This is a genomic window from Microcoleus sp. SVA1B4 (assembly GCF_036700545.1).
Lineage (GTDB): Bacteria > Cyanobacteriota > Cyanobacteriia > Cyanobacteriales > Microcoleaceae > Microcoleus.
Map to the genome: position 1 here is coordinate 1 of NZ_JAUBPB010000034.1, position 13,654 is coordinate 13,654.

Genomic DNA, 13,654 nt, shown 5'->3' on the forward strand with positions numbered 1-13,654 from the left:
CGTCCAAAAAGGACGGGCGGGACGCCCATCCCACAATAACAATTAAAATTGTAAGTTATTTAATTCGCGTTCCTAAAGCCGTTCCAAGAAATTTCGCAATAATTGCTTTCCCGCAGTCGTCAAAATACTTTCCGGGTGAAACTGCACACCTTCAATGTGCGGATATTCCCGGTGTCGCACGCCCATAATAGTTCCGTCTTCAACCCAAGCGGTAATTTCCAAAACTTCTGGACAACTCTGCTTTTCAATTACTAAACTGTGATAGCGAGTTGCAATCATCGGCGATTCCACGCCCTGAAAAACTCCGACTCCTGCGTGTTCTACCTGAGAAGTTTTGCCGTGCATCAACACGGGTGCAGAAACAATTTTGCCACCGAATACTTGACCGATACTTTGATGTCCGAGGCACACGCCTAAAATTGGTAGAGTCGGCCCCAATTCTTTGATTAATTCCAGAGAAATTCCCGCATCTTCCGGCCGTCCCGGGCCGGGAGAAATCACCACTGCTGCCGGCTGCAATTGCCTAATTTCTGCTAAGGAAATTTGGTCGTTGCGGTAGACTTGCACTTCGCTGGCTACGGGCAACTGGGCACCGAGTTCTCCTAGATACTGTACCAAATTGTATGTAAAACTGTCGTAGTTATCGATTACTATAATCACGGGTTAAGTTGGATTTTAGGTTTTAGATTTTAGATTTTAGGTTAACTCGCTCCCTGAAAGCAAGGGTTTTAAGATTTTAGATAGATGCCCAAGATAAAAATAGTTGCAATATAGACGAATAAAACTAAAAACCTCCCATTGGTCATCTAAAACCTAAAATTTGCTGAGGCCAATAATTTACTGACGGCCGATCGCAATTTGAACGACTGCCCACAAAGGAGGCAGCAGAAGTGCAGTACCGACGATGATCGCAGCCATTGCCGATACCAGAACTGCTCCGGCACCGCAGTCTTTGGCAATTTTGGCTAGTTCGTGGTAAGATTGCCCGACTGTCAAGTCTACCACCGATTCGATCGCCGTATTCAACAGTTCCATTGCTAAAACTATGCCAATGGTGACGCCGATCACAGATATTTCTACAGGTTTCAGTTGCAAAAATAGGCCGAGTCCGATCGCCAAAGTGCCAATAACTGTGTGAATCCGAAAATTGCGCTGAGTTTCAAAAGCATAACTCAGACCCCCCCAAGCGTATCTAAAACTCGTAGCTAAGCTAGATGCGATTTTCCAGGACAGCTCTCGGTTGTATTTCAAGGCTTTTTTAGGCTCCTGGACTGTCTGGCTAGAAGAGTCTTGAGGCATGGGCAGAAACTGTGCGATTTGTGATGAAATTGAGGGTCTATCTAGTGTCATAAAGAACCAACTTTAATTTACAGAGATGAATGAAAGCTAAACTTTTGAAATTAACTTCATCAAGTCTAGGTAACTTTTCTAAGTTTTTACTAAAGTTTTGGTTTAATTTCAGAAAGTTATATTGGGCTTGACATACTTTGTTAAGTAACCATCAACTTCAGTTATGCTGTTTGGATCGCAAGACCGATCGCCCGCAGCAAAGTTTCTTGTCGATCGAGCATTTGAGTCAGACTTTCTTCATCCGGGTGATCCCAGCCCAAAAGATGCAGAAAACCGTGGGCTGCCAGCCAAGCTAGTTCGGTCTTCAGGGGATGTCCTTGCTGCTGGGCTTGTCGGTTAGCTGTATCGATCGAGATGACGATATCACCCAAGTATAGGGGTTCAGATGACTGCATTTCCTCTAGCTGAGGACAGTCTACCTCTAAAGCTGCGAAAGCTAGTACATCGGTCGGTCGATCGAGCTGGCGGTACTGGAGGTTGAGGGCTTGCATCTCCGTATCGGCGGTTAAACGCAGACTGACTTCGTAGCCTGGGGCCACTGGCACATCCGCCGCCTGGTTTTCCAGCCAAACGCTAAACCAATTTTCCCAGGTTTCGGCTGCAATCTCCCCGCTGGCTGCACTCTCAGGGAGGTTGGAAGCGTCGGCTGACTGCTGGGCGATCCCGTAACAGTCCTCGACGTTCACCTCTATTAACATTTTTTTGCTCTCCTGTCAAGGGATATATTCAATTTTTTACAAATTCCAATGGCGCGATCGAACGGCAGGGGATTTTGCTGTTGCTGGCAAGATACAGTAATCTGTTAGAGATTGCAACAGTCAGGCAGAACAATCAGCTTAACTCCAGATTAAGAAAGATCAAAAACATCAGCAGAAATTAGAGGCTGATTGTTGGAATCCTCGATTAAGAATTGAAATAGCGATCGAGAAATGCCAAACCCACGAGTACGCCCAAAAGTCCGGCGGCTGTCAAGGCAAAATGAAACAAAGAAGTCGCCCGCTTGCGAACCATGTTCCGCATCGCCAGCTTGACATAACTCGGTGGAGGTGCATTGTTTGTCGGCGCTGTTGGAGTTTCGGCGGACTCTTCTGAGGCTGGAATTGCTGAGGGAGGTTGACTCATAACGGTTAGTTTAGAAGGTTAATAGAGGGGCTGTTGAGGACAGGCTCGTCCCGATGTTAACAAATATGTAACGTTTTGTGTAGGTGTTTTTAGGTTTCAGATGACCGCAGACTGGTTTCGGACAACAAAGCATCCGCCCAAACAGCATCGGATTCTGAAAGCGCAGGGACTAACTCAGCCATATAATCGATCGTAAAATCATATCCGGCGCGATCGTACAATGTATTCAATAACCCCTGTAAATCGACCATTGGTTCAGCATCGTCTCCGCGCAAAGGCAAAGGAAAAGCCGGAATTGCATCCGGTAGATTAAACAAATACAAATCAGCCGTGGGGCGACAATCTGCCCGACTCACCAAAAGCCGATAAGTTCCGTCAATATCGTTACCCAAAACTGGCAGAGGTTCGTAAATTCGCAGCAGGTCAATTTCCACTAAGTGCGATCGACTTGCCAACACCTTATCCCGCTTTTCCTCATACATTGTCCGCCCTTGTCCCGGACGTTTATTAGCAGGTGAAAGCACCTCAATCACCGTCACAACTTCCTTACTTGCTATATCTATAATCTCCAAATACCCTTCTCTCACCTCCTCAAACATCGGTAATCCGACTTTCAAAGGCGTAGCAGTTCGTGTCGCGACAGCTACATTAGATGCACTGGAATTTCTGGGAGTAGGGGGGCGCACAATTGAAACATCGGGAATCCCAACTAAAAGAGATTGTTCTCCCTTAATTTCATAAATACGCTTTTCGATCGCAACTCGATATTTTGGCACCAGTTGAGGAACCAATGACTCCTGAAGGATACTAATCAGTAAATGATGAACTTCGGGCCAAAACTCAGGGCTTTCTAAATAAGGATTCATTCCCGGAAATGGATTAGGCATTGATTTAACTCCTGTTGATTTACCTGCTTAGGACTTATGCACGGGTGGCCAGAAACCGGGTTTTTGCTCCAAGACTTCGTTACAGCCCGCAAAAACCGCAACAAACCCGGTTTCTTTGGTTGAGATGCGTCCAAGATTACTACTCCCTAAGCAGAGAAGCAGCCCAAGCAGTATCGGCTTCTGAAAGCGCAGGTACGGGTACGGCGGTGTAATCTATTCTAAAGTCATAGGCGGCGCGATCGTAAACCCCATTTAATAACGCTTGTAAATCTACAGTTGGTTCCGCATCGCCCGCGCGCAAAGGCAGGGGAAACGGAGGAATCATATCGGGTAAATTGAAAAGGTACAAATCTGCCAAAGGCCTTTGATTTCCCCGACTCACTAAAATTCGATAACTTGCCTCAATATCGTTATCAAAAACTAACATGGGTTGGTAACTTCGCAGCAAGTCAATCTCAACCAGATGAGTTCGACTACCAAACACCTTTTCTCGCTTTGCTTCATACATTTCTCGCCCTTTGCCAGGGCGCTTATTGGCTGGTGACAGCACTTCAATCACTGTCACAACTTCCCTAGTTGCTGTATCTCGCACCTCTAAATATGCTTCCCTAAATTCCACAGGTACTGGCAGTCTGACTTTCAAAGCTGTCACAGGCGGTGCGGCAACTGCCACATTAGAAGAAGTAGGGCTGGTTGGACTAGGAGAACGCTGCACCGTGACATCAGGAATCCCCACTAATAGGGAATTGTCCCCACTAATCTCATAAACTCTTTTTTCAATATCGACGATATATCTTGGCAGCAACTGCGGCACTAATGATTCAAAAATGCTACTAATTAGCAAGTGATGTACTTGGGGCCAAAAGTCAGGACTTTCTAAATAGGGATTCATCCCCGGAAATGGATTAGGCATGGATGTACCTTCCGTTTACTACTATCATTTTAGCAGCTCAATTAGAAAAACGCAGACAATATCAAACTATCATCTGCGTTAGTTGTGGAATGGGCGTCTCGCCCGTTTTCAAAAATGTGGAATGGGCGTCTCGCCCGTTCTCAAATCAGTAATTAACTCCCCTAAAAATCGCCGTAACTACTAATCGCCGCCTGCAACCTCCCAATCACTTCATCAACCGAAATCGCCCCCAACTCCCCAGAAGCCCGCGTCCGAATATTCAAACTATTCGCCTCAACTTCCTTCGCACCCACAACACCCATCACCGGAATTTTATCCTTCTCAGCATTGCGAATCAACTTGCCCAAACGCTCGCTATCCTCATCAGCTTCTGCGCGAATATTTAGCGCCTTCATCTTCGCCGCCACTTCCTTTGCAAACGGCAAAAACTCCGCGCTGACAGGCAACAATCGCACCTGAATTGGCGCCAACCACAGCGGAAAATCCCCCGCATACTGCTCGATCAAAATCCCGATCAAACGTTCCAAAGAACCGAAAGGAGCGCGGTGAATCATCACCGGGCGCTTGCGAGTGCCGTCTTCAGCAACGTATTCCAAATCAAAACGTTCGGGCAAGTTGTAATCTACCTGAACAGTTCCTAATTGCCATTCTCTATCCAAAACATCTTGGAAAATGAAATCGAGTTTCGGCCCGTAAAAAGCCGCCTCCCCAATTCCCTCAAAATAATTCATTCCCAAAGTTTCCACCGCGCGGCGGATTGCACCTTGAGCCTTTTCCCAAGCTTCATCGGAACCGATATATTTCTCTAAATTGTTCGGATCGCGGAAACTCAAACGCGCCTTAAAGTTTTTCAGTTGCAGACTCTTGAATACTGACAGAATTAAATCCACTACATTCAAAAATTCAGCATCCAATTGTTCCGGCGTGACAAATAAGTGGGAATCATCCACCGTAAAGCCACGCACCCGCGTTAAACCGCCCAATTCTCCCGATTGTTCGTAGCGGTAAACTGTGCCGAATTCCGCTAAGCGCATCGGCAATTCGCGATAGGAACGCAATTCGCTTTTGTAAATTTGAATGTGAAAAGGGCAGTTCATCGGTTTCATGACAAAACCCTGTTCGTTTGCTGCCGCTTCTTCATCCTCCGCCATTAGCGGAAACATATCTTCTTTGTATTTCTGCCAATGTCCAGAAATTTTGAACAAATCGACTCTGGCAATGTGCGGAGTCACTACTTGCAAATAACCGCGCTTGATTTGTTCTTGTTTCAAGTAATCTTCTAAAATACTTCTCAAAACAGTGCCTTTCGGCGTCCACAAAGGCAAACCCGGCCCAACTGGATCGGCAAAGATAAACAAGCCTAATTCTTTGCCTAATTTGCGGTGATCGCGCCTTAATGCTTCTTCTTTGCGGTGTTTGTATGCTGCTAATTGTTCGGGAGTTTCCCAAGCAGTGCCGTAAATGCGCTGTAACTGAGCTTTGGTTTCGTCGCCGCGCCAGTACGCGCCTGCTAGGCTTTCTAGCTCGATCGCCTTTGGATTCAACTCACTGGTATTATCCAAGTGAGGCCCGGCGCACAAATCCCACCATTCCTCACCCACATGGTAAAGAGTAATCGGTTCGATCAAACCTTCTAAAATTTCTAATTTGTAAGGTTCATTAATCTCCTTAATTCTGCGTTCCGCTTCCTCGCGGCTGACTTCTTCCCGAATTACAGGCAATTTGCGGTTGATGATTTTGATCATCTCTTTTTTAATGGCTTTTAAATCCTGTTCCGTAAAAGGTTCGGGAGTGTCAAAGTCATAATAGAAACCGTTTTCAATCCAAGGGCCAATGGTCACTTGCGCCTTGGGAAATAACTTCTGCACCGCCATCGCCATAACGTGGGAGGTGGTGTGGCGAATTTTTTTTAGTGCCTCCGACTCACTCGTGCGGGGCAACTCAATTTTAGCGGACTCTTCTGGAGCGGACATGGATTCTGAGCTAGACATCGGCTGAATTAGCAATTAATTTAGTTGCAGTTGCTTCTATCTTACTCAGATTGGGGCAGTAAGCGCCGACTTCAGGTTGGGGGACACTCCGGGAAATTACAGCAACAGCCCTGATGGTGGCAACGTTTAGTGCGTCCCGCACTGCGACTCTCAGAAACCGGATTTTTTACTATTTTGGTGGGCTGTCACCCGTCTTGCTATGAAAAAACCTGTTTTCTCAGCAACCGTGAGCTCGCGAACTAAGGATCGCGAATTAAATAACTTCCGTAGGTTGGGTTGAGGAACGAAACCCAACAATTCCCGCGTAGCGTTGGGTTTCGTTCCTCAACCCAACCTACAAAAAATGCAAGTTATTTAATTCTCATTCCTAATTTGGCAGAATTTGGGGATTTCGACTCAAAAATCGCTGCTGGCATAGTTTAATTTATTCACACCCACCTGCTAATTGTTGTTAAATTATTGAATTTTTGTTAAAAATATGTTACAATTTGTAAAGACCGTCTAAGACTATAATAGATAAATAACCCAATTTTGATCCATGCTTAATTCCAACTTGCCCGAGCCAGAATTGCTCAAAGCGTTACTGGAACCGCTGTTAGAGGATTTCACTTACTGGTTCGACCGATCGGCAAAGCTCTTAGAAACTGAGGAAATTCCCTTTCTGGGCGACGAAGATCAATCTGACTTGCTGGCGCGAGTCAAACAGGCTCAGCAAGAAGTAGGCGCTGCTAAAGCTCTATTTCAAGCAACCGGAGGTCAAGTTGGGATTGAAACAGCAGCACTGATGCCGTGGCACAGACTGCTCGCCGAATGCTGGCAAGTATCGGCGCGCTTTCGCTCATTGCAGTCAGCTCCCCCTGGAAAATAAGGAAGCGAGTTCAAGTTAAATTTGCAGTCAAATCCCCAACCTTGGGAAATGTGGCGGCCCACTTGACAACCTCCACCAGATTTCCAGTTAATAAGTTATCAGAAAATTGGGTTTAAAACCCCGTCCTTTTAGGAAGGCTTTATTTCCAAAAAGTTCTAAAAGTTTCCCAAATAGTACCCTATACTACAAAGAGATACAGGTAGAATAACCGCGAGCATCGAATGGATAACCAACCCCAAAATGACTGGCTAGGAAACAATAATGTCTCGTGGGTGGGGAAAACCACAAAAACATAGCTAGGGTAGCAATCGCGCACCCATACCAGAAAACTCAAAATCTTAGTAGTTTAGATGTACCGTAGGGCATACGGGAACAAAGGGAATAATCCCTTAACGCTTGGGGAGACAAGCCCTCTGGGACTATTCAAATTAGGCTGGAAGCTTCGTTCAATTGGACGGGTTTTTGGTTTAAATATTGCCGAAGGGATGAATAGTTTAAAGGTATGTCAGTGAACCAAGAATCCCCGCGTTTACGGCCGGGAGTGTCAATACTTGCTGAAACACTTTTGTAAATTGCTGTGTGGCTGTTTAGCCCGGAGGAGAAGATAATGTTGCACCTGCTTTATATTTTAGCTTTTACCGTTCTTGCCTTTCTGGCGGTCGGTAACTTAATCCGCAGTCTAGTCACCGTTGGTATGGAGTCCCAGCGCCCTCAACAGTTCAGGGCAAATAATCCCTACCCATCCTATCCTCGCTCTCAACCGGTACCGCATCCAGAACTTTTAGATGAATACGGAAACATAGTCAATGAGCCGCTTTTAGTGATGCGTTCGCTGACTGTCCAAGACGCCCGCGAACAATTAGATGCTCTCTACAAATCATCTCCGGGCGGCAGCGACGAAGGGGGCGAACTAGCCTGATACAACCACAGCCGCAGCATTTATACTTAGGCGCGATGCCTCAAAAAAATATAGGACTTACACGCTAGGTGTCCGAAGCCCGGTTTATTCATAGATGGTGGGTAAAAACCGGGTTTCTTGGGATCAGTCGTCAAAATAATTGGTCGTTAGTTTTTAACTAATGGCTAATTATTTGCGCTTTTTTAAAGTTTAATTACCGATTAACAAGATCGATCGCCAAAAAGCGATAATTATGGCACTGATATCCAAGAGAGCGAGGATAGTTTGACACTCAAGTACAGGGAAACTAGGAATCGGGGCGGGCACGGCGGAGCGAATTTGGGCGAACACCGGGGCACCCCAGGAGAGCGAAACCAATTTTTTTGTACTTTACTTACCAAGTGCTGTAAATCTATCAGATACTGAAGAAGGAGCGCTCTAAACCTCCTATCGATCCTGTTTTGTCATCGGCAAAAATGCACGTTTAAGGCTAGATGATCGTCCCTATTTCGCTACTGGCAGAACTTCTGCAAGCTTTGCCCCAACTGCGGGCACAAATTTATTTCAAATCTTCCATGACAGCCTTGTCTCACGCGATGGAAGACTTAGTTTTGGCGGGTTCCGACGACGAACCGCTAGTGATTGCCAGCTTTCAGCGAGAGCGCTTCTACCGCCAGGAAGCTCACCGCTACCGGCGAATTGCCTCACGCTCCTCTCAGGTATATGTGCTGGCAGCACCGGAAACTGACTTTAAAAATTCTTCGGAGTGTCACGAAACTGTGGCGTTTGAACCGGAGGACGGATTAAGTAAAGAGTGGCACTTAGTGGTACTGGGGCAACACTACTCAACTTGCCTGATTTGTCAAGAAAAAATTGTGCCGATCGACAACCAGGACGATCGCGGGCCACTGTTAATGGATCAAGCTCGCAGATTTGAAGGAATTTGGACGTTCGATCGCGAGGTAAGCTCCAAAGCGGCCGCATTGTTGCTCGATAGAATTGTCAAATATCGCCCGGAATTGGCAGAAAAGATCGATCGAGCGCGAACTACTTACAAGCTCAAAACACCGAAAAAAACGAGGAAATCCGCCACTTCCAAAGCCACCAAACCCGACATAAGTACGAGAAAAAACTCAAAAATTCCCAATCCAAAATTGAGCGATGCTTTTACCGAACGCTTAGTAACCTACTTGCAAGCAGGCCAGCACAAACTGCTTAAAGCATACGCCGCGATCGCCGCTCAGGAACGCAAAGAACGCCTGGTAAACTTAATTACCACGGCAATGCGACAGTCTCTCAACCCACAAGAAATCGTCGAAGTTGCAGTCCAAGAACTCGGCACTGCCCTGTCGGCAAGCCGATGTTTGATTTATCGGTGCAAGGCTGCAGATGTGGCGGTCAAAATCGATCGCGAGTTTTTGGGGCAGGGCGCTAGTTCCATGCTGGATCAGACTTGGCTGTTGCAGGAAAATCAAATATGGAGCGACGCGGTGGCGCGGCAAGAGCGAGTTTACATCCAAGACACAGCACAACACCCACTGATTGTCAATACAAAATTCCTGGAAAAAATTGTAAAAAATTGGCAAATTGTCTCTTGGTTAATGGTGCCAGTGCTTTATCAGGGGCGGGTTTTGGGCATGGTGGAAATGCACCAGTGCCGCTCGACTTTGGCTTGGGAAGAAGACGAAATTGCTTTAGTAGAGGCGATCGCCACCCAACTCGGAGCAGCCTTAATTCAAGCAGAAACCTACGCTCATTTAGAAGAACTCAACCAACAATTAGAAGCATTAGACCGCACTCGCAGCAATCTAATTGCCATCACCGGACACGAACTCCGCACCCCTCTTTCTACGATTCAAGTGTGTTTGGAAAGTTTGAACTCCGAACCAGATATGCCTGCCCAATTGCGGCAAATCATGTTAGAAACAGCCCTCGGTGATGCCGATAGAATGCGGAAACTCGTGCAGGATTTCTTAACTCTTTCTCACTTAGAAAGCGGGCGAGTCCAATGGAATGTAGAATCGCTGACGCTGCAAGAATGCGTTGATTTGGCCCTTAGCAGCGTGCGATCAGGGGGCGGACTCGATCGACAGTTACCGGAAATTATCGCCGAGGTGTCGGCAGAATTGCCTTTAGTGCAAGCAGACGGAGAGTGGTTGGTGGAGGTGCTCTCCAAACTGCTAGACAACGCTTGCAAATTCACCACACCTCAAGGAAGCGTCACCATAAGAGCGAAATGCAACGGTTCTCAGATGGTGGAAGTGCTCGTAGCCGATACGGGGAGGGGAATCGAGGCGAACAGTTTAAAAGTAGTGTTCGATCGATTTTATCAAGAAGAAGGAGCTTTGCGCCGCAGCGCCGGCGGTACCGGTTTGGGATTGGCAATTTGCAAACAGATTGTTGCCGGCTGGGGCGGTAAAATTTGGGTAGATTCCGCAGGAAAAGACCGAGGAAGTGAATTTCACTTTACTATTCCGATTGTTTAGACTAAATTGATACAGCGTATTCAAGGTTTATGAGGTATACCCCAGAAACCGGGTTTCTTTACAGTTCTCGCATGATTACTGATTCTGTTGCTCGAAACCCGGTTTCTCCGTACTAAATTTACATGGAATATACTGTAAAAAACCGGGTTGGTGGGCGTCTGAGCGCGCAAGTAGCGATCGAGTGATATCAAATCCGGCTGCGCTGGCATGATATCAAATCTGCTGCTAACAAATTTGATATGAGGGGCTATTTACGCCGGACTTGATATCAAATACTAATCTACAGTCGTCTTGAGACGACTTGAGCTATGAGGCTCTTGTTTCAACACCTGTCGGACTTAACGACTAATATTAATGCCGATGGCATCGGAAGGATTTAACCACAGAGAACGCAGAGCTCGCAGAGAAAGAGAAGAGAGAGATGAATAATTCTGATGCAAAGGTCAAGGAGATCGGCCTCAATCCTCACCCTGTGAGATCAGCCTTAAAGGAGATGTGGCCACGCGGTGTTCACCTTTAATATCGAAAGTATCAAAACAGATTCAGGATGCGCTTGCCGTCTTAAACCCGGTTTGGCGACGGAATACCTAGGGATGCTGCCCAAAATTAATACCAGTTTACAATAAGAATCAAACTGTAGGTAAGCTGCAAACCCCCATAGTAATCAGTCATGCCAAATCTAAAATCTAAAATCTAAAATCTAAAATGGTATAACTCTCCTGTTCACAAGTCGCGAGATGGTAAAAGTCGCTCGAATCTGTTGAGGCACTGCCGACGCCAGTGTTGATTCGTGAAAAGTTTTGAATGCAAATGTTTCGCCCGGAAAAAGTTTTTTTCCATAAGAATACTCAAACCTAGAGGTTAGAAAAATCGATTATGTCACCTACAATCCAGATGAAATCTACTCAACCTATGGCCAAAAAGCCACAGCTACAATTAGGTTCTCAAGGTAAAGCGGTATTGGAACTCGAACAACTGCTAACCAAGTTGCAACTTTATCGGCATCCTGCTAAAGGAATTTTTAACAAAGCAGTTGAGTTTTCTGTGAAACTGTTTCAGTTTCGGGTTTTCTTGTCGCCGGACGGCATTGTCGGGCCGCTGACTTGGCAGGCGCTTTATACTGGAGCTCCAGTTAATATGCCGATACTCAAATTCGGCAGTTATGGGGAAGCAGTCGCTACTGTTCAGGAAGTTCTCAAAACTTCCCAGCATTATGGCGGTAAAGTTGACGGCGACTTTGCTACTTTGACGGACAAAGCTGTTCGCGCATTTCAAAAAAGCTTTGGGATTGAGGCCGACGGGATTGTCGATCGAGAAACTTGGACTGCTTTGAGCCAAATCCCGCGTGGCTATGACCCTAATTGGTTCTTGACTTAGGGTTGACGCGGTAAATTGTTCGATCGTGTGTGGGGATAAATTGGGAGAATATGCGATTATTCTGGTGCCCCACAAGCACCAGAATAATTGCTATTTTTTTTTGATGGTTTTTTCGGAATTCGTGCTGCCTAATTTTGTTTTATAACTTGGGTGGAAATTACCAATTATCAATTATTAATTACTAATTATCAATTATCAGAAGAGATCGATCGGCAAAAAACTGTTAACTTTCCTTACAATTTCGACAGCGGTGTCGCCTCATGATGATACGATGCCGTAAAAATCCTTTGGATATGTTTATGGCAGAAGAACTCACTGGACAACCCCCTCTTTTCGGCGGCAGCACCGGCGGCTTGCTGACCAAGGCGCTAGTTGAAGAGAAGTACGCGATCACTTGGACTAGCCCCAAGGAACAGGTGTTTGAAATGCCTACAGGCGGCGCTGCAATCATGCGTCAAGGCGACAACCTGCTGTATCTGCCCCGGAAGGAGCAGTGCATCGCTTTGGGCGGCCAGCAACTGCGGGCTAAATTCAAAATCTCGAACTACAAAATTTACCGCGTGTTTCCCGACGGTTCTACTGAGTACCTGCATCCCAAAGATGGCGTGTTCCCTGAGAAGGTGAACGAAGGTCGTCCCTACAACGGTAAGATTGACCGCAATATTGGCAGCAATCCCAATCCGATTAAGGTCAAGTTCACTGGTAAAAAAACCTACGAAGTTTAGGTTTTGAGCGAATTGCTGAGCTATTTTCGGGTAGTATGTCCTGAAAAGCTCAGCTTGCATTTTATAGTTTGTAGTAGCGCTTGGACGGCAGAAGCTTTTTCTTTATCGCCCAATCGCCACTGCAAACTTCAAATGCGATTAAAATTTAATAAAAATTAATAATTACATTAACCATGAATCTGGTAATCAGGCGAGCAACTCATCAGGATATCGATGTTTGCGCCCGCATTAATTATGAAGCTTTTAAATGTATTTCCGATCGCCATCAATTCCCTACAGATTTTCCGACGCTGGAGTTTTCAACTGAAATTATTGGTCTTCGGATCGAAAGTCCGTTGTTTTTTGGCATAGTAGCCGAGAGTGAGGGTGCGGTTGTCGGCTGCGGGTTTATGGACGAACGCAACCCGATTCGCGGTATCGGGCCCGTCAGTGTCGATCGAACTTTTCAAGGCCGCGGCGCGGGACGGGAAATCATGAAAGCTTTGCTGGAACGGGGACAGGACGCTGTGGGTATCCGTTTGGTTCAGGAATCTTTTAATATGGCGTCGCTGTCGCTGTACGCTTCTTTGGGTTTTGAGGTAAAGGAACCTTTCGTGTTAATGGAAGGGAAGTTTCGCAGCCAGCCTCCGCATGGATTTGAGGTGCGACCGCTGGCTAGTGAGGATGTTGGTGAATGTGCGGCTTTGTGCAAGAAATTATACAGGTGCGATCGAACTTCGGAGATTGAATACGCCCTGAATGACTTTTCTCCCTTCGTTGCTTGTCAACAAGGTCGGATTGTGGCTTATACTTGTGCGGTGTCGGCTTTGGGGCACAGCGTCGCGGAAACTGAGGCGGATATGCAGGCTTTGCTGTTGGGGGCGGTTGCGTACAGTTCCGAAGCACAGGTTTCTTTCCACTTGCCGATGCGTTACGCAAGTTTGTTTCGCTGGTGCTTGCAAGAGGGGCTGCGCGCCCTCAAGCCGATGGCGGTGATGGCGGTTGGCGAGTATCAGTCGCCGGAGGGATGTTGCTTTCCGTCTTTTGTTTATTGATTG

The 13,654-nt window shown here is 46.4% G+C and carries 14 protein-coding genes; 6 read left to right on the plus strand and 8 right to left on the minus strand.

All coding sequences use genetic code 11. The annotated features are described in order from the left end of the window. Positions 1-72: 72 nt before the first annotated feature. The 8 genes from QT987_RS16630 to QT987_RS16665 form a co-directional block, all read right to left on the minus strand. Complete coding sequence (locus tag QT987_RS16630; RefSeq protein ID WP_333241849.1) at positions 73-660, minus strand: aminodeoxychorismate/anthranilate synthase component II; 588 nt, start codon at positions 658-660, stop codon at positions 73-75. A 177-nt stretch (positions 661-837) separates the two neighbouring features. Further along, positions 838-1,350 carry a diacylglycerol kinase family protein gene (locus tag QT987_RS16635; RefSeq protein WP_333241851.1) on the minus strand — a complete coding sequence of 171 codons (513 nt, stop codon included), beginning with the start codon at positions 1,348-1,350 and terminating at the stop codon, positions 838-840. Between the two features lie 161 nt (positions 1,351-1,511). Then, positions 1,512-2,048, minus strand: coding sequence for an rRNA maturation RNase YbeY (gene ybeY / locus QT987_RS16640; RefSeq protein WP_333241854.1), 537 nt, complete (start codon positions 2,046-2,048; stop codon positions 1,512-1,514). A gap of 205 nt (positions 2,049-2,253) precedes the next feature. Beyond that, positions 2,254-2,472 carry a DUF3285 domain-containing protein gene (locus QT987_RS16645; RefSeq protein WP_190662634.1) on the minus strand — a complete coding sequence of 73 codons (219 nt, stop codon included), beginning with the start codon at positions 2,470-2,472 and terminating at the stop codon, positions 2,254-2,256. An 89-nt stretch (positions 2,473-2,561) separates the two neighbouring features. Next, entirely contained in the window at positions 2,562-3,359 is a 798-nt protein-coding gene (locus tag QT987_RS16650) for a DUF4058 family protein (RefSeq protein WP_333241856.1), read from the minus strand. 139 nt (positions 3,360-3,498) lie between these two features. Beyond that, positions 3,499-4,272, minus strand: a complete 774-nt coding sequence (locus tag QT987_RS16655; RefSeq protein ID WP_333241858.1) for a DUF4058 family protein — start codon at positions 4,270-4,272, stop codon at positions 3,499-3,501. 161 nt (positions 4,273-4,433) lie between these two features. Further along, complete coding sequence (gene thrS, locus QT987_RS16660) at positions 4,434-6,263, minus strand: threonine--tRNA ligase (RefSeq protein ID WP_333241859.1); 1,830 nt, start codon at positions 6,261-6,263, stop codon at positions 4,434-4,436. Continuing rightward, entirely contained in the window at positions 6,256-6,405 is a 150-nt protein-coding gene (locus QT987_RS16665) for a hypothetical protein (protein ID WP_333241861.1), read from the minus strand. Before QT987_RS16665 ends, thrS begins: the two co-directional genes overlap by 8 nt. Positions 6,406-6,801: 396 nt before the next feature. On the opposite strand from QT987_RS16665, the gene QT987_RS16670 reads away from it, so the two are divergent. The 6 genes from QT987_RS16670 (at position 6,802) to QT987_RS16695 (ending at position 13,651) form a co-directional block, all read left to right on the plus strand. Further along, entirely contained in the window at positions 6,802-7,131 is a 330-nt protein-coding gene (locus tag QT987_RS16670) for a DUF2605 domain-containing protein (RefSeq protein ID WP_333241863.1), read from the plus strand. A 607-nt stretch (positions 7,132-7,738) separates the two neighbouring features. Continuing rightward, entirely contained in the window at positions 7,739-8,050 is a 312-nt protein-coding gene (locus tag QT987_RS16675) for a DUF2973 domain-containing protein (RefSeq protein ID WP_333054700.1), read from the plus strand. Between the two features lie 473 nt (positions 8,051-8,523). Beyond that, complete coding sequence (locus tag QT987_RS16680) at positions 8,524-10,515, plus strand: DICT sensory domain-containing protein (protein WP_333241865.1); 1,992 nt, start codon at positions 8,524-8,526, stop codon at positions 10,513-10,515. 876 nt (positions 10,516-11,391) lie between these two features. Further along, positions 11,392-11,892, plus strand: a complete 501-nt coding sequence (locus QT987_RS16685; RefSeq protein ID WP_333241867.1) for a peptidoglycan-binding protein — start codon at positions 11,392-11,394, stop codon at positions 11,890-11,892. Between the two features lie 299 nt (positions 11,893-12,191). Then, complete coding sequence (locus QT987_RS16690) at positions 12,192-12,617, plus strand: photosystem I reaction center subunit II PsaD (protein WP_333054697.1); 426 nt, start codon at positions 12,192-12,194, stop codon at positions 12,615-12,617. Positions 12,618-12,790: 173 nt separating this feature from the next. After that, positions 12,791-13,651 carry a GNAT family N-acetyltransferase gene (locus QT987_RS16695; RefSeq protein WP_333241869.1) on the plus strand — a complete coding sequence of 287 codons (861 nt, stop codon included), beginning with the start codon at positions 12,791-12,793 and terminating at the stop codon, positions 13,649-13,651. Positions 13,652-13,654 lie beyond the last annotated feature (3 nt).